Raw genomic sequence first — 15866 nt, 5'->3', positions numbered from 1 at the left:
GGAGGAAGAGTTATGATAGATAAGTACACAGGCAAAAAGCTTGACGGTAGATATGAAATCCAAGAACTTATTGGTGTTGGTGGTATGGCCAATGTTTATAGGTGTTACGATACTGTTGACGATAGAGAAGTTGCAATCAAAATTCTAAAGGATGAATTTCTTGATAATGCAGACTTTATCAGAAGATTTAAAAACGAAAGTAAATCTATTGCTGTTCTTTCACATCCAAACATTGTAAGGGTTTATGATGTTTCTTTTGGTGATATGATTCAGTATATTGTTATGGAATATATTGACGGTATTACTCTTAAGGAGTATATCGCTCAGCAAGGTGTAATTCAGTGGAAAGAAGCATTGCACCTAACAACTCAAATTTTAAGAGCATTACAACACGCTCATGAAAAGGGTATTGTTCACCGTGACATTAAGCCACAGAACATTATGTTGCTTCAAGACGGTACTATCAAAGTAACTGACTTTGGTATTGCCCGTAACTTTAATTCTGCTACAAGAACAATGACAGAACAAGCAATCGGTTCTGTTCACTACATAGCACCTGAACAAGCAAAGGGTGGCAACACCGACGGTAAAACAGATATTTATTCTGTTGGTGTTATGATGTATGAAATGCTAACAGGTAAACTTCCTTTCGTAGCTGATAATGCAGTTTCTGTTGCTATTATGCAACTTCAGTCTACTCCAAAGCTACCAAGAGAGATTAATCCTGACATTCCACAAGGTCTTGAAGAAATCACTCTTCATGCTATGCAGAAAGACCCTAAGGATAGATATGAGTCAGCTCAAGCAATGCTTAATGATATTGACCGTTTTAGATTAAATCCAAGCATTGTATTTGGTTACAGCCTTCCAAAGCCAATAGAACCAAAATCTGCTGAAAAGAAAAGAGAAGCTAAGAAAAAGGATGAAACAAAGAGAATCTTTGAAGAAAAGAAAGTTGATGATAACAAAGATTCCAATAAGTTTGTTCCGGAAGATTTTGATAGTGAAGAACCTGAAAAGAAAGTTAGATCAAAGAAAAAGTCTGCAATCCTAGGTGTTGTAGCATCATTTATAGTTTGCCTAATCGGTTTTGGTATTTACTTTGTAACTTCTGCATTCTCAAATTCAAATGCAGATACAGATGTTCCAAATTATGTTGGCAAAACAATCCTTGATGTTAAGCAAGGAGATAATAAAGAGAACTTTGTTTTTCAACTGGACTTTGAATATGACTCAACTAAAAAGGAAGGTGTTATCCTTTCTCAACAACCTGAAGCAGATTCAAAGAAAGTTAAGAAAGGTTCAACTATTCAGCTAACTGTAAACGGCAAAAATTCTGATGTAACAGTTCCTCATCTTCTAAATACAACAGAGGAAGATGCTATTAAAGAACTAGAGTCAAGAAACCTTGTACCTGAGATTGTTTATGTACAGAGTGAAGATGTTAATGTTGACTATGTATCATCAGAATTCCCAAATCCGGGACAGAAAACAACTATCGGTTCATCAGTATATCTTTATGTTTCAAAAGGCCCTGCTGAAAAGAAAGTTAAAATTCCTGATGTAACAGGTAAAGATATTTCTGAAGCTAAGGAAATTCTTGAAAGTAAAGGTCTATATGTAGAATACGAATATGACGAAAACAGTTATGAAGAAAAGGATACTGTTATTAGACAAAATCCTTTACAGGGTGGTACTGTAAAGAAGGGCTATACTGTAAAACTTGTTCTTTCAGGTGGTAAAAAGGATGCTCAGTCTATTCAGATTGATGTTCAGTTGCCAAAGAATGAAACAAACAGTGTTTCACTACAGGTTGTATTTGATGGCAATGTATTTGCAACAACAAATGTTATTCCATCAGAACTAAAGACATATAGCTTTACTTTGACAGGTACAGAAACCGATTCAAAGGTTAAGGTATATCTAAACGGTCAGCTATATCAGGAATATACAATTGACTTCCAGAATAAGAAGGCAACCCCAACATACCATGACTATGTTATAGCAACAACTACAACTACTGCACCTCCTACTACTCAGGAAGATACAACTGTTGCACCTACTCAGGATATAACAACAGTTTCACAAGATACAACAAACTATAACACAGAGCCAACTCAAGAACCACAACCTACTACTGCTCCGGCATATTAAAGGTGTTTTTTAATGAATAGTGTAGAGGGTAGAATTATAAAAGCAATCAGTGGTTTCTATTATGTAGAAACCACTGACAATACATATGAATGTAAGGCAAGAGGTTCTTTTCGTAAGACAAGCAAAACTCCTGTAGTTGGAGATTTAGTGACAATCTCTATACCTGAAAGTGGTTATCCTACAGTTGAAGAAATATATAAGCGAAAGAACTCTATTGTTAGACCACCAATGGCAAATATTGACACATTGGTTATAGTCTGTAGTACAGTTTCTCCTGCACCAAACTATACAGTTATTGACAAGATGACTGCAACTGCTGTATATAACAATATTGAACCGGTTATTGTAATCTCAAAGTCAGATATAAAAAGTGGTGAAGAAATATATAACATCTATAACAGTACAGGTATCAAGACTATACTTTATTCTTCTGTTACAGGGGAAGGTGTAGATGAAATATATTCACTTTTACCTAACAAAATCACTGCCTTTATTGGCAACAGTGGTGTTGGTAAGTCAACTTTACTTAATAAGCTTTTTCCTGATTTTCAGCTAAAAACAGGAGAAGTTAGTGATAAACTTGGCAGAGGTCGTCATACAACAAGAACTGTTGAATTACTGAAGTTTAATGGTGGTTATGTTTGTGACACACCCGGGTTTTCAACTATGCAACTTGAAAAGTTTAATATTCAAGACAAAACCCAACTTCAATATATGTTTCCTGAATTTGAAGATTATATCGGTCAGTGTAAGTTTACTTCATGTAGCCATACTTGTGAAAAGGGTTGTGCTATTCTACAAATGGTAGAAGAAGGCAAAATTCAAAAGTCACGACACAATAGCTATGTTGATATGTATAATGAAATAAAAGACATTAAAGAATGGGAGAGAAGAAAATGAGATGTGTAATTATTTCCGGTTCACCGGATACAAATGTAGAAGAAATCAAAAGCCTATGTACAAGTGATGACTTTATTGTTTGTGCTGATTCAGGTTATTCTTTTGCAAAGAAAGCAGGTCTGACTCCAAACCTAATTATCGGTGACTTTGATTCACTAAAGGAAGAACTACCACAGAACACAGAAGTTGTTAAGCTAAATACCCATAAGGATGATACTGATACAGAACATTGTGTAATGGAATGTATCCGTAGAGGCTATAAGGACTTCTTACTACTAGGTTCAATCGGTGGTAGAACCGACCATACATTTGCAAACATTGCAACTCTGGCATTTCTCTCAGAATATAACTATAACGGTATTGCAAGAAACAACGGTGAGGAAATTCGTATCCTAAAGGAAGGTTCATACGAAATGAACAACAAGAAAGGCCTTATTTTCTCAGTGTTCCCTTATGGTTGTGAAAGTGTAAATGTTACATATAAAGGTGCAGAATATATGTTAAACAACAAGACTTTAACATATAATGTATCTCGTGGCATTAGCAATGTTTTTGTTGATGATGAAGCTGAAATCACAATCAACAGAGGCAGAGCAATCCTATTAACTTATTATAAATAAGAGGTTTTTATGCTATATAATATGTGTGGTTTAAATGTTTATTATGAACCCAAATATAAACAGACAATTACTCGTTCTGAAAAATATTTAGCAAAAAATCAAAATTTAAAACCAGACATAACTCTTAATGTTACAGAAGAAAGGATAGATAACTATATCCTTTCTTTTCCTCATATATCAAGGTCACTTGCTGAGTATGTAATTTATGGAATGATATTTTACGAAGCAATCTTAGATTATGACGGAATACTTCTTCATTCATCAGCAATATCTGTTGATAATGAAGCCTATCTTTTTACTGCAAATAGTGGTACAGGAAAGTCAACCCATTGTGCTTTGTGGATGAAGTATTTTGGGGACAGAGCCGTTATGATAAATGACGACAAACCGGTTATCAGAATAATTGATAATAAGATATATGCTTGTGGCACACCTTTTTCAGGTAAACATGATATTAATAAAAATATTTTAGTACCACTAAAAGGTATTTGTTGTATCAACCAAGGCAAAGAAAATGTTATCAATAAAATATCTACCAAGAAAGCTATAGGAAAATTCCTGCCACAAACACTTTGTATTAATGATAAACAAAAAATGTCAAGCCTATTAACTGTTCTTGATAAAGTTCTCAGCAATGTAAATGTGTATGAACTGTTTTGTGATATTTCTGAAGATGCAGTAAAAACATCTTATAATATGATGAGCAAAAATTAGTGGTGATATTATGGCAAAAAAACAAGAAAAAACTAATGTAATGAGAATTCTTGACCAAAAGAAAATTGAGTATTCTCACTATGCTTATGATAATACAAAACTTAACGCAGAAGAAGTAGCAAATGCTCTTAATCAAGAAGTAGGCAAGGTTTTTAAAACCCTTGTAACTGTTGGTAAAAGTAAAGAACATTATGTTTTTGTTGTACCGGCAAATAAAGAACTTGATTTAAAGAAAGCTGCCAAAGTTGCAAAAGAAAAGTCAATAGAGATGATTCACCAAAAAGAACTTTTGCCACTAACAGGATATATCCATGGTGGCTGTTCGCCAATCGGTATGAAAAAGCAGTTTAAAACTTTTATCCATAAGACTGCTAATGACTATGATACTATCTACTTTTCAGCAGGTAGGGTAGGTAACCAGGTTGAGTTGTCACTATCCTCATTGCAAAAGGTAATTCCTGTTGAAGTAGCTGATATTATAAAAGATAATTCTTGATTTTTTCATTACCTTGTGATAGAATTATCTTATTGAACGGGGATGTAGCTCAGCTGGGAGAGTACCACAATGGCATTGTGGGAGTCGAGGGTTCGAGCCCCTTCATCTCCACCAAAGAAAAGCCCATAGATAAGCCACTTTTAGCTAACCTATGGGTATTTTTTTATTTCTTTAAAAGAAAATGACGAAAAAACGGCGTAAAAATTAAAATAAAATTTTAAACTATTGAAAATAATAATAAGTAAGAGTATAATATTATTAAAGTAAAAATTATGGGAGCTTGTGTTACAGGCTGAGAGGAAGATATAATCTTCGACCATTACCTGATTTGGATAATGCCAACGTAGGGATATATTTATTAATGTATTTTGAGAAGTTACCCAAACATAGGGTAGCTTCTTTTTTTACTTATAGGAGGTGCAAAAGTGGTAACAATTAACGGTAAAGAAGTTGATATGTCAGGAAAGACTATTTCACAGTATCTGGAAATTGCAAACTATAACCCAAAGACTATTGCAGTTGAATGTAATGAAGTAATTATCTCAAAGTCTGATTATGAAACAACTGTACTAAAAGATGGTGATGTAGTAGAAGTTGTTAGCTTTATGGGTGGAGGCTAATTTCTTCTTAAGAAAAAATAAAACAAACTTGATATACATTGAAAGAAGGAAATTATAATGGAAAATGATAAACTTATCATTGGTGGTCATGAATTTAACTCAAGATTTATTTTAGGTTCAGGTAAGTATTCTATGAAACTTATTGACTCAGCTATTAAGGATGCCGGTGCTGAAATTATTACACTTGCAGTTCGTAGAGCTAATACTAAGGAACAAGAAAATATCCTTGATTATATTCCAAAGGGTGTTACATTACTACCTAATACAAGTGGTGCAAGAAATGCTGATGAAGCAGTAAGAATTGCAAGACTAGCCAGAGAACTTGGTTGTGGCAACTTTGTAAAGATTGAAATTATGAGAGATAGTAAGTACCTGCTTCCTGATAACCAAGAAACTATTAAGGCTACAGAAATTCTGGCAAAAGAGGGTTTTGTTGTAATGCCTTATATGTATCCTGACCTAAATGTTGCTCGTGATTTAGTTAATGCCGGTGCAGCATCAATTATGCCTTTAGCTTCACCAATCGGTTCAAATAAAGGTCTAGCTACTAAAGATTTTATCCAAATTCTAATTGATGAAATTGATTTACCAATTATTGTAGATGCCGGTATCGGTAAACCTTCTCAGGCTTGTGAAGCAATGGAAATGGGTGCATCAGCAATTATGGCAAATACTGCATTAGCTACTGCCGGTGACTTACCATTGATGGCATCTGCATTTAAGAATGCTATAGAAGCCGGTAGAAAGGCATACTTATCAGGATTAGGCAGAGTTCTAACTCGTGGTGCATCTTCTTCAGATCCATTAACAGGTTTCTTGCGTAATTAAGAGGTGAATTTTAATGGAAAACGAATTTTTAATTGACTCAGAGTTTTTGTCACCAAAAGCACTTGAGAAGAAACATAGACTGGAGAATGACCCATCATACCGTAAAAACCATATGGAATATATGCCCGGTATGGAAGTTATTGAGTCAGATGTTTGTAAGAATGTAATGGACCATATGAATTCTTATGACTATTCAAAATATACTGCAAAAGATGTACGAAAAGCACTTGAACATGAAACTTGTTCTATAGAGGATTTTAAAGCACTTTTATCACCTGCAGCAGAACCATTCCTAGAACAAATGGCTCAGAGAGCAAGAGTAGAAACAAGTAAGCATTTTGGCAATACCGTATATATGTTTACGCCGTTATACATAGCAAATTATTGCGAAAACTATTGTGTTTATTGTGGCTTTAACTGTTACAATCACATTAATCGTATGAAACTTTCAATGGAACAAATTGAAAAAGAAATGAAAGTTATTGCCGATAGTGGTATGGAAGAAATTTTGATTCTTACCGGTGAAAGCAGAGGTCAAAGCAATGTAGAGTATATTGGTGAGGCTTGTAAATTAGCACGAAAGTATTTCCGTATGGTAGGACTTGAGGTTTACCCTGTTAATACTGATGAATATGAGTATCTTCATAAATGTGGTGCTGACTATGTAACAGTATTCCAAGAAACTTATGATACAGATAAATACGAGACACTTCATTTGCTAGGTCATAAGAGAGTATGGCCATACCGTTTTGATGCTCAAGAAAGAGCATTAAGAGGTGGTATGAGAGGTGTTGCTTTTTCAGCACTTTTAGGACTATCAGATTTTAGAAAAGATGCTTTAGCAAGTGCACTTCATGTGTATTATTTACAGAGAAAGTACCCTCATGCAGAAATGTCCTTGTCTTGTCCAAGACTAAGACCGATTATCAATAATGAAAAGATTAATCCACTTGATGTACACGAAACTCAACTTTGCCAAATTCTATGTGCATATCGTATCTTTTTACCATATGTAGGTATTACAGTTTCTTCAAGAGAAAGTGCAGAATTCAGAAATGGTATTGTAAAGATTGCAGCAACAAAAGTTTCTGCCGGTGTATCTACCGGTATCGGTGATCACGAAAGTAAGTATAGTGGTAAAGAAACAGAAGAAGAACAAGGCGATGAACAGTTTGAAATTAATGATAACCGTAGCCTAAAGAAAATGTATGATGAAATTACAGATGAAGGCTTGCAACCTGTTCTAAACGATTACCTATATGTCTGATATTATTGTTATTTCCAACAGTTCAATCTGTAAAGAAGATTTCTTATTACGCATTGAAAAACTTGCAAAAGCAAAACCTAAGGCAATTGTACTTAGGGAAAAACATTTGCCGGAAAATGACTATGAAGATTTAGCTAAAAAGGTAATTGAAATTTGCAATAAATATAATACTCAATGTATCTTGCATAATTTTCCTAAAGTTGCAGAAAAGCTAAATCACAATGCTTTGCATTTACCTTTGCAAGTTCTTGCAACACTTACAGATAAAGAAAAATCACAGTACAAAATTTTAGGTGCATCTTGCCATTCGGTAGAGGATGCAGTAAAAGCCCTGAAACTAGGTTGTACCTATATTACAGCAGGTCATATTTTTGATACTGATTGCAAGAAAGGTTTGCCGGGTAGAGGACTTGATTTTCTTAAAGCAGTTTGCAGTAGTGTATCAATACCGGTATATGCAATAGGTGGTATTTCACCAAAAAACTTTTCAATGGTTAGAAATGCCGGTGCAGATGGTGGTTGTATAATGAGCAGTGCAATGAATTGTACTAATCCACAAAAATATTTAAATTCTTTTACAGAATAATAAATTATATAATAAATCCATTAGTAGGAAAGATACAACCTATTAGTGGATTTTATTTTTATTAATCAAAGTCCTATAAATAAGCTATATGTATATAATAATAAATAATACAAATTTTGACAGAGAAAAAGAACAATCACCTATTAGTTAACAAAACTGTAACATCAAAAGGTAATAAATTTTCTTGAATATGTACTTTTACTATGATATAATGTTTTAAGCATTAAACTAAGTTAATAGTGTAAAAATATAAAAAGGAGTGAGAAGTATGGCACTATGTATGGGCTGTATGAAAGAAATAGGCGATGAACAAATCTGTCCTGATTGCGGCTTTAACAATACAGAAACTCAGCCAGAACCTTTCCTAGGTTTTCATACTGTTTTAAAAGATAGATATATTGTTGGTAGAGGTATCGACACAAATGGTGAAAGTACCCGTTACCTAGGTTATGATAAAGAAGAAAAGAAGAAAGTTATCATTAGAGAATTCCTACCAATCGGTATTTTTGACCGTTCAAAAGGTGAGAAAGACCTTGTTGTAGGATATAATGATGAAACTGTTTTCAAGAACTTGCGTTCTAACTTTATTTCATATTACAAGATTGTACAAGAACTTAATAATATGTCAGTAATGATTAAAATTCTTGATATATTTGAAGAGAACAATACTGCATATGAAATTGAAGAATATCTTGAACTGAACCACTTTGAAGATTATCTAAAGAGAAATAACGGACAACTTGAATGGGAAGTTGCAAGACCACTGTTTATGCCACTTATCTCTGCTTTAGAGTCACTTCATAAGAGAGGTATCGGTCACTACGCAGTTTCACCATCAAACTTATACATAACAAAAGACGGCAAGCTTAAACTTTCAGGTTTCTGTACTGCTATGGAAAGAAAGAGAGGTACTCCACTAAAGAGTCAGCTTTATAGTGGTTGCGCTGCTCCTGAACAATATGAAAAGAACTTTACTCTTGATATTGTTACCGAAATTTATGGCTTTACAGCAACACTTTTCCATACATTAACAGGTCATGTTCCTGCTAATGCAAGAGAAAGACTAAAGGACAGTAGTCTACTTATGAGTACTAATACTGTTAAGAGATTACCTCCTCATGTTGTTACTGCTTTAGCAAATGGTTTACAGGTTGACAGAAAAGAAAGAATTGCAGATTTTGATGAACTCAGAAGTCAGCTTTCTGTTGCTCCGACTGCTCAGGCGATTCAAGAAGAAATCAGCAAAACAGCCAGTCTATCCGATCCAAGTAAACAACAAATAGAAGAAAAGAAAAATAACGAAAACAAGAAAGTTACTTTAATTGCAGCACTTATTTCTTTTGTAGTATTTGTTGGTATCGGTGCAGTACTTGTTGCTACTAACTGTTTTGGTTTAGTAAATGGCAACCATGGTGGTGTTCAAGATACAACAGCTACTAAGGCATGGAGTGGTCCGGTAGTAGATAACTTTGTTGGTAAGAAATATTCAGCAGTAAAAAGTCAGCTAAAGGGTTCTGATAAATATATTATCAATATTAATTCAGAGGAAAAGTTTAGCGATAATATCGAAGAAGGTTATATTTGTGAACAAACACCGGCTGCCGGTACACCAATTACTTCAGAAGATGAAGCAGTAAATATCAGCCTAACAATCAGTAAAGGTGCTAAGATGAGAACTTTACCTGATATTGCCGGTAAGGATATTAAGACAGTTGCAGCAATGCTTGCAGATACAGGTGTACTTGTAATGCAAGAAACCGAGTATAACTCAAAGTACCCTAACAATACTGTAATTGACTATAAGAACCTAAAGTCAGGTGACCAAATTGAATACGATAAAACTGTTACAATTAAGGTTTCTTTAGGTGCTGAACCAACTTCAACTGAACCAAATACAGGTTCTGCCGATAATTAATTTAAACCAAAAAAGGTGGGATAAATTCCCACCTTTTATAATATTATTTTTTGATTATTCTTTCTGCGTTATGAACAAGGTTAAATACAGAACTGGCTATATCATCATATTTTTTATTGATAATATCGTAGGAGAGGTAAACTTTGTTTTCATTTCTTCTACTTTTGCTAAATTCATTTATTTTGTCAGTCAGCCTACCTTTTCTGTGCTGATAAGTGGCCTCGGAGTAACAGTTGCAACTTTCTTTAGTAAGTGTAAAGAATTCCTCGTTGTTAAGATTGTTGTTTCTATAAAGTAGTCTTATTACATTGTATATACTGCACATTAACATTTCTGTGGTACATCTTGTAATATCTCTGTGGTTTATTTCCGAAAGAATTCTGTAGGTAAAATCAATACTGTCCATTATGATTTTTTCACTTGGATTTTCAGCAGTTATTGTTTTTTTAGTACCTTCACTAATAGCAATAACATCTCTTTCACTTGTTCTGCCAAGAAGATAATCGCAACTAACATTATAGTAATCAGCCACTTTTACAACAAAGTCAAGACCACATTCTCTGATACCTTTTTCATAGTGGGAGAGAAGTGCTTGACTGATTCCTAAGTCACTTGAGGCTTGCTTTTGGCTGATTCCTTTTTCTTTTCTAAGATAACTGATAATACTACCAAATGTATTATTCATACAATCACATCCTTATACTATGAGTATAATACAAAATAAACTATTTGTAAAGATAGGAGTAATTATGAAATCATACTATATACACTTTATCTGTCACGGAAATATTGATGAAACTCATAAAGGTAAATATATAGGTACAACAAATGTTCCACTTTCCGATAAAGGCAAAATGGAGCTTAAGAAACTTGACCACAATATGAAGTACCCGGGTGCAACTGCACTGTTTACCAGTCCATTAAAAAGATGTAAAGAAACTTGTGAGATTCTTTATCCGAATATGAAACCCATTGTTATTGACCAACTTTCTGAATGTAACTTTGGTGAATGGGAAGGCAAAACTGCCGATGAGCTAAAGGATGATGAACTGTTTAAACAGTGGATTGGTGGTAGTAGTGAAGTAAAGCCACCACATGGCGAAAGCTCAGCAGACTTTACAAGAAGAATTTGCCATATGTTTGAGGATATTGTTACAGGCCTTATGAAAACCGGTACAACTGATGCAATTATTGTAACTCATGGTGGTGTAATTATGACGCTACTTGCTATTTACGGTTTGCCACAGGCTAAACCATTTGATTGGGTAATGGATGGTGGTTACGGTTATTCTATCCGTATTACTCCAATGTTGTGGCAGAGAGATAAAGTATCCGAAGTATTCCAAAAAATCCCTCTACCTAAGGAAGATGGTGAGGAATAATATTTACATATTTATTTTTTTGTGATATTATATTAACAGAGTTTTTTAATAAAGAAGGAGATTAAAAATGAATAAGTACAATATTTGTCTATTAAAGGGTGACGGTATCGGTCCTGAAATTGTTAACGAAGCAGTTAAGGTACTTGATTGTGTTGCTGATAAATATGGTTTTCAGGTAAATTATGATGAGGCTCTACTAGGTGGCTCAGCAATTGACGCTAAGGGTACACCACTACCTCAGGAAACTATTGATAAATGTAAAGCATCCGACTCTGTACTTCTTGGTGCAGTTGGTGGTCCTAAGTGGGATAAGCTACCGGGTAAAGAAAGACCTGAAGCAGGTCTATTAGGTATTCGTGGTGCATTAGGTCTATTTGCTAACCTACGCCCGGCAGTTATCTTTGAACCACTAAAGAGTGCATCTCCTCTAAAGGATGAAATCATCGGCGATAAGCTTGATGTTATGGTTGTTCGTGAACTAACAGGTGGTATCTACTTTGGCAAAAGAGGTAGAAGAGAAGCTGACGGTGAAGTTGAAGCATATGATACAGAACAGTATAAAGTTTCAGAAATCAAGAGAATTGCTAAGGTAGCTTTTGAAATGGCTATGAAGAGAAACAAAAAGCTTACTTCTGTTGATAAGGCTAATGTTCTTGAAGCATCTCGTCTATGGAGAGAAACAGTAATCGAAATGTCAAAGGATTATCCTGAAGTTGAACTAAATCACCTATATGTTGACAACACAGCTATGCAGCTTGTTATTAACCCAGGTCAGTTTGATGTTATCCTAACAAACAATATCTTTGGTGATATTCTTTCTGATGAAGCATCAATGATTTCCGGTTCTATCGGTATGTTAGCATCAGCATCTCTATCAGATTCTAGCCTAGGTCTATATGAACCAATCCACGGCTCAGCACCTGACATTGCAGGTCAGAATATTGCTAACCCTCTTGCTACAATTCTTTCTGTTGCAATGATGCTAAAGTATTCTCTAAATGAACCAAAGGCTGCTGAAGCTATCGAAAATGCAGTTAATAAGGTTCTAGCAGAAAACAGAACTCCTGATATTTATGAAGAAGGTAAGAACAAGGTTACTTGCTCAGAAATGGGCGACCTAGTTTGTAAGGCTCTTGCATAAGAATTTTTGAGGTATTTTATGAATTTATATGATGTTCATTCACACATTTTGCCACAAATTGATGACGGTGCAGAAAATGTGGATGTTAGTGTCAATATTATAAATACTTTGTATAACCAAGGAGTAAGGCATATTTGTCTTACTCCTCATTACTATACCCATCAAGAGAGTATGGACTCTTTTTTAACTCGTAGGGAAAGTTCTTTTAATTTACTGAAACCAATTTTACCAAGTGATATTGAATTTTGTCTTGGTGCTGAGGTTTATGTAACAGATATTATAATGAACAATAAGTCGCTAAAGCCTGTTTGTTACGGTAACAGTGATTATATTTTATTGGAGTTTCCTTACTCTACAACCTTTACGGGAAGTTCCTATGAATTCTTATTTAGAATTATAAATCAGTATGGTGTAATGCCAATACTTGCTCATATTGAAAGATATGAAAGTTTAATTAAAAATCCTAAATTGTTACAGAAACTTTCAAGTGAAGGTGTAATGTTCCAAACAAATGCAGTTTCTTATAAGAATAAAGCCATATTCAGAAAATTTAAAAAACTACTTAATAAGGATTTAATTCACTTTATAGGTAGTGATGCTCATAATATGATTAGAAATTCACCAACAACCTATGGTGAAACATTTGAATTAATAAATAAAAAAGTCGGAGATTTTCCGGTAGATAATATAAATCAAAATGCAAAAAGACTTTTTGAAATAGCAAAGTAAAAGGCACAACCGTTTAATCAGTTGTGCCTTAATTTTATAGTTTAAAATATTAATATTATAGTCTAACAGAAATATTATTTTCTCTTAAATACTCTTTAAGTTTAGGAATAGGTATTTCACCAAAATGAAATAGTGATGCTGCAAGAACTGCATCAGCTTTACCTTTTTCAAAAGCATCAAGGAAGTGCTCATATGCACCTGCACCGCCGGAAGCAATAACAGGAATATTTACCTTTTCAGAAATTGCTCTTGTAAGTCCCAGGTCATAGCCTTGCTTTTGACCATCTTCATCCATACTGGTTACAAGTAATTCACCTGCACCTCTTTTTTCTGCTTCAATAGCCCATTCTACTGCATCAATACCTGTAGGTGTTCTGCCACCGGCAGTATAAACTTCCCATGAGTCACCTTTTCTCTTAGCATCAATAGCAACAACAACACATTGTGCCCCAAATTTATAAGATGCCTCGTTAATAAGTTCAGGTCTGTATACAGCAGCAGAGTTAACAGAAACCTTGTCAGCACCTGCTCTTAGCATTGTGGTAAAGTCATCAACTGTACGAATACCACCACCAACTGTAAAAGGAATGAAAATAGAATTTGCAACCTTTTCAACAATATCAACCATAGTATCTCTGCCATCACTTGTAGCAGTAATATCTAGTAGTACAAGTTCATCAGCACCTTCTTTGTCGTACTGAATAGCAGCTTCTACGGGATTACCGGCATCAACAAGGTTTACAAAACTCATACCTTTAACTACTCTACCGTTTTTTACATCAAGACAAGGAATTATTCTCTTAGCATACATTACTTAACCATCTCCACAAAGTTCTTTAACATTTTTAGTCCAACTTCACCACTTTTTTCAGGGTGGAATTGTGTGGCAATAATATTGCCTTTTTGTACAGCAGCATCAATCTCTATACCATACTGTGTTGTAGCAGCAACAATATCCTTGTCCTGTGCTTTTAAGTAGAATGAATGTACAAAATATACATAAGGTTCACCTTCAATATCCTTGAAGATACCGTTCTTTTGTTTGATAGAAATATTATTCCAACCCATATGTGGAATTTTTAAAGTTCTGTTTTGATTAGGGATTTTTGTAATAGTACCCTTGAAAATATCAAGACCCTTTACACCGGGAGTTTCTTCACTTTCAGGGAAAAGTAACTGAAGACCAAGACAAATACCTAGGAATGGTTTGCCACTTTTTGTGTATTCAATGATGGTGTCCTTGATACCTCTCTTAGTCATTGTGTCCATAGCATCACCGAATGAACCAACACCGGGAAGTATAGCACCATCAGCATTTAAAATTTCGTCTTTATCGCTAGTAACTTTACAGTCAGCACCAATAAATTTCAGTGCCTTGTAAACACTTTGAATGTTACCTGCACCATAGTCAATTATTGCAATCATTATAAATCTTCCTTTCATTAGGATGTGATTATTTTAACATACTAAAGTGTTTTTTGCAAGAATTTGCAATTTATAATTTATATTGTTTCAAAGACTCATAAACCTACAAAATATTACCATTTATTTTGGTGGAATTTTGATTGAAAAAATTATTTCTTTGTGTTAAAATAAAATTAATTGTGTAAAGATATAAAGAGGTATATAGAATCATGGTTAAACATCTATTAACAAGAATAGAAATGAAAATGGATTCTTTCTCTAAAGGACAGAAAAGAATCGCAATGTATATAGAAGAAAGCTACGACAAAGCAGCATATATGACTGCTTTAAAGCTAGGTGAAACAGTTGGTGTCTCAGAAAGTACAGTAGTTAGATTTGCTTCTGAACTTGGTTATGAGGGCTATCCTGAATTACAGAAAGCTATGCAGGAAATGATTAAGGAAAAGTTAACTTCTGTACAGAGAATTGAAGTTACCGAAACAAGAATCGGTGACAATGATGTTCTTACTTCTGTTCTAAATTCTGATATTGACAAAATCAGAAGAACAATTGAAGAAATTTCTCATGAAGACTTTAACAATGCAGTAAAAGCACTTTCTAAAGCAAAAGAAATTTATGTTTTTGCAGTTCGTTCAACTTCATCTCTTGCAACATTTCTAGGTTATTACCTACAACTGATTTACGGCAATGTACATATTATCAATACAACATCTAAAAGTTCAACATATGAAAATCTATTTAGAATTTCAAAAGACGATGTAATGATTGGTATTAGTTTCCCAAGATATTCCACTACTGCAGTAGAGGCTATGGAATTCGCAAGAGAAAGAGAAGCTGAAGTTGTTGCCATTACCGATAGTATGGCTTCACCTTTAGTAGAGTGTGCTAACAATGTACTTATTGCCAGAAGTGATATGGCATCAGTAGTTGACTCTTTGGTAGCACCACTTTCACTAATTAATGCACTGGTTGTTGCTTGTGTACTTGAACAGAAAGAAAAGGTTAAACACACATTCCAAGAACTTGAAGAGGTTTGGACAAAGCAAGGTGTTTATACTAAACGAGAAAAAGAAAAGGATACTAAATAAT

17 protein-coding genes, 1 tRNA gene and 1 riboswitch are annotated in these 15866 nt (G+C 34.2%); of the genes, 15 read left to right on the top strand and 3 right to left on the bottom strand.

Features of this window, described 5'->3' with window-relative positions:
* Positions 1 to 12 precede the first annotated feature (12 nt).
* The 11 genes from pknB (at position 13) to WMO18_RS00725 (ending at position 10100) form a co-directional block, all read left to right on the top strand.
* Positions 13 to 2154 carry a Stk1 family PASTA domain-containing Ser/Thr kinase gene (gene pknB, locus WMO18_RS00775; RefSeq protein WP_022506111.1) on the top strand — a complete coding sequence of 714 codons (2142 nt, stop codon included), beginning with the start codon at positions 13 to 15 and terminating at the stop codon, positions 2152 to 2154.
* Positions 2155 to 2166: 12 nt separating this feature from the next.
* Complete coding sequence (gene rsgA / locus WMO18_RS00770; protein ID WP_022506112.1) at positions 2167 to 3054, top strand: ribosome small subunit-dependent GTPase A; 888 nt, start codon at positions 2167 to 2169, stop codon at positions 3052 to 3054.
* Positions 3051 to 3674 (top strand): thiamine diphosphokinase, encoded by a 624-nt coding sequence (locus WMO18_RS00765; protein ID WP_022506113.1) that lies wholly within the window; start codon positions 3051 to 3053, stop codon positions 3672 to 3674. Before rsgA ends, WMO18_RS00765 begins: the two co-directional genes overlap by 4 nt.
* Positions 3675 to 3683: 9 nt before the next feature.
* Positions 3684 to 4388: a hypothetical protein gene (locus tag WMO18_RS00760; RefSeq protein WP_211147606.1), complete on the top strand. Its 705-nt coding sequence runs from the start codon at positions 3684 to 3686 to the stop codon at positions 4386 to 4388.
* 10 nt (positions 4389 to 4398) lie between these two features.
* The gene (gene ybaK, locus WMO18_RS00755; RefSeq protein WP_211147607.1) at positions 4399 to 4884 is read left to right on the top strand and encodes a Cys-tRNA(Pro) deacylase; all 486 of its coding nucleotides are present in this window, start codon (positions 4399 to 4401) and stop codon (positions 4882 to 4884) included.
* 38 nt (positions 4885 to 4922) lie between these two features.
* Positions 4923 to 4998: transfer RNA gene (locus tag WMO18_RS00750), tRNA-Ala, on the top strand.
* A gap of 148 nt (positions 4999 to 5146) precedes the next feature.
* Positions 5147 to 5251: riboswitch (TPP riboswitch) on the top strand.
* Positions 5252 to 5309: 58 nt separating this feature from the next.
* Positions 5310 to 5504, top strand: a complete 195-nt coding sequence (gene thiS, locus WMO18_RS00745; RefSeq protein WP_022506116.1) for a sulfur carrier protein ThiS — start codon at positions 5310 to 5312, stop codon at positions 5502 to 5504.
* Positions 5505 to 5561: 57 nt separating this feature from the next.
* On the top strand, positions 5562 to 6332 hold the full coding sequence (locus tag WMO18_RS00740) for a thiazole synthase (RefSeq protein ID WP_138157898.1): 771 nt from the start codon (positions 5562 to 5564) through the stop codon (positions 6330 to 6332).
* 13 nt (positions 6333 to 6345) lie between these two features.
* Positions 6346 to 7599 carry a 2-iminoacetate synthase ThiH gene (thiH, locus tag WMO18_RS00735; protein WP_022506118.1) on the top strand — a complete coding sequence of 418 codons (1254 nt, stop codon included), beginning with the start codon at positions 6346 to 6348 and terminating at the stop codon, positions 7597 to 7599.
* Positions 7592 to 8185, top strand: coding sequence for a thiamine phosphate synthase (locus tag WMO18_RS00730; protein ID WP_211147608.1), 594 nt, complete (start codon positions 7592 to 7594; stop codon positions 8183 to 8185). The genes thiH and WMO18_RS00730 overlap by 8 nt, the downstream gene beginning before the upstream one ends.
* Before the next feature lie 268 nt (positions 8186 to 8453).
* Positions 8454 to 10100, top strand: a complete 1647-nt coding sequence (locus WMO18_RS00725; RefSeq protein WP_211147609.1) for a PASTA domain-containing protein — start codon at positions 8454 to 8456, stop codon at positions 10098 to 10100.
* Positions 10101 to 10143: 43 nt separating this feature from the next.
* Here the strand turns inward: WMO18_RS00725 and WMO18_RS00720 are convergent, their stop codons facing one another.
* Positions 10144 to 10785, bottom strand: a complete 642-nt coding sequence (locus WMO18_RS00720) for a helix-turn-helix domain-containing protein (RefSeq protein WP_211147610.1) — start codon at positions 10783 to 10785, stop codon at positions 10144 to 10146.
* Positions 10786 to 10849: 64 nt separating this feature from the next.
* Between WMO18_RS00720 and WMO18_RS00715 the strand changes: the two genes are divergently transcribed.
* From WMO18_RS00715 to WMO18_RS00705, 3 genes are all read left to right on the top strand, one after another.
* Entirely contained in the window at positions 10850 to 11482 is a 633-nt protein-coding gene (locus WMO18_RS00715) for a histidine phosphatase family protein (RefSeq protein ID WP_022506123.1), read from the top strand.
* Between the two features lie 67 nt (positions 11483 to 11549).
* Positions 11550 to 12623 carry a 3-isopropylmalate dehydrogenase gene (gene leuB, locus WMO18_RS00710; RefSeq protein WP_211147611.1) on the top strand — a complete coding sequence of 358 codons (1074 nt, stop codon included), beginning with the start codon at positions 11550 to 11552 and terminating at the stop codon, positions 12621 to 12623.
* Between the two features lie 18 nt (positions 12624 to 12641).
* Positions 12642 to 13352: a CpsB/CapC family capsule biosynthesis tyrosine phosphatase gene (locus WMO18_RS00705; RefSeq protein WP_211147612.1), complete on the top strand. Its 711-nt coding sequence runs from the start codon at positions 12642 to 12644 to the stop codon at positions 13350 to 13352.
* A gap of 55 nt (positions 13353 to 13407) precedes the next feature.
* Here the strand turns inward: WMO18_RS00705 and hisF are convergent, their stop codons facing one another.
* Positions 13408 to 14163, bottom strand: coding sequence for an imidazole glycerol phosphate synthase subunit HisF (gene hisF / locus WMO18_RS00700; protein WP_138157892.1), 756 nt, complete (start codon positions 14161 to 14163; stop codon positions 13408 to 13410).
* Positions 14163 to 14777 carry an imidazole glycerol phosphate synthase subunit HisH gene (gene hisH / locus WMO18_RS00695; protein ID WP_211147613.1) on the bottom strand — a complete coding sequence of 205 codons (615 nt, stop codon included), beginning with the start codon at positions 14775 to 14777 and terminating at the stop codon, positions 14163 to 14165. The genes hisF and hisH overlap by 1 nt, the downstream gene beginning before the upstream one ends.
* A gap of 209 nt (positions 14778 to 14986) precedes the next feature.
* On the opposite strand from hisH, the gene WMO18_RS00690 reads away from it, so the two are divergent.
* Positions 14987 to 15865 carry a MurR/RpiR family transcriptional regulator gene (locus tag WMO18_RS00690; protein ID WP_211147614.1) on the top strand — a complete coding sequence of 293 codons (879 nt, stop codon included), beginning with the start codon at positions 14987 to 14989 and terminating at the stop codon, positions 15863 to 15865.
* Position 15866: the final 1 nt, after the last annotated feature.

The organism is Ruminococcoides intestinihominis, assembly GCF_040096285.1.
GTDB classification, from domain to species: domain Bacteria; phylum Bacillota; class Clostridia; order Oscillospirales; family Acutalibacteraceae; genus Ruminococcoides; species Ruminococcoides intestinihominis.
The sequence above is the reverse complement of the archived record's forward strand: the minus strand, read 5'-3'. Positions and strand labels throughout refer to the sequence as shown.

What these genes read in the sequence shown, in the direction of transcription:
- WMO18_RS00760 (WP_211147606.1), top strand. Translation starts at nt 3,684, where the DNA reads ATGCTATATAATATGTGTGGTTTAAATGTTTATTATGAACCCAAATAT.
- hisH (WP_211147613.1), bottom strand. Translation starts at nt 14,777, where the DNA reads ATGATTGCAATAATTGACTATGGTGCAGGTAACATTCAAAGTGTTTAC.
- WMO18_RS00705 (WP_211147612.1), top strand. Translation starts at nt 12,642, where the DNA reads ATGAATTTATATGATGTTCATTCACACATTTTGCCACAAATTGATGAC.
- WMO18_RS00725 (WP_211147609.1), top strand. Translation starts at nt 8,454, where the DNA reads ATGGCACTATGTATGGGCTGTATGAAAGAAATAGGCGATGAACAAATC.
- thiH (WP_022506118.1), top strand. Translation starts at nt 6,346, where the DNA reads ATGGAAAACGAATTTTTAATTGACTCAGAGTTTTTGTCACCAAAAGCA.
- WMO18_RS00730 (WP_211147608.1), top strand. Translation starts at nt 7,592, where the DNA reads ATGTCTGATATTATTGTTATTTCCAACAGTTCAATCTGTAAAGAAGAT.
- rsgA (WP_022506112.1), top strand. Translation starts at nt 2,167, where the DNA reads ATGAATAGTGTAGAGGGTAGAATTATAAAAGCAATCAGTGGTTTCTAT.
- WMO18_RS00765 (WP_022506113.1), top strand. Translation starts at nt 3,051, where the DNA reads ATGAGATGTGTAATTATTTCCGGTTCACCGGATACAAATGTAGAAGAA.
- leuB (WP_211147611.1), top strand. Translation starts at nt 11,550, where the DNA reads ATGAATAAGTACAATATTTGTCTATTAAAGGGTGACGGTATCGGTCCT.
- WMO18_RS00720 (WP_211147610.1), bottom strand. Translation starts at nt 10,785, where the DNA reads ATGAATAATACATTTGGTAGTATTATCAGTTATCTTAGAAAAGAAAAA.
- ybaK (WP_211147607.1), top strand. Translation starts at nt 4,399, where the DNA reads ATGGCAAAAAAACAAGAAAAAACTAATGTAATGAGAATTCTTGACCAA.
- WMO18_RS00715 (WP_022506123.1), top strand. Translation starts at nt 10,850, where the DNA reads ATGAAATCATACTATATACACTTTATCTGTCACGGAAATATTGATGAA.
- WMO18_RS00690 (WP_211147614.1), top strand. Translation starts at nt 14,987, where the DNA reads ATGGTTAAACATCTATTAACAAGAATAGAAATGAAAATGGATTCTTTC.
- pknB (WP_022506111.1), top strand. Translation starts at nt 13, where the DNA reads ATGATAGATAAGTACACAGGCAAAAAGCTTGACGGTAGATATGAAATC.
- hisF (WP_138157892.1), bottom strand. Translation starts at nt 14,163, where the DNA reads ATGTATGCTAAGAGAATAATTCCTTGTCTTGATGTAAAAAACGGTAGA.
- WMO18_RS00740 (WP_138157898.1), top strand. Translation starts at nt 5,562, where the DNA reads ATGGAAAATGATAAACTTATCATTGGTGGTCATGAATTTAACTCAAGA.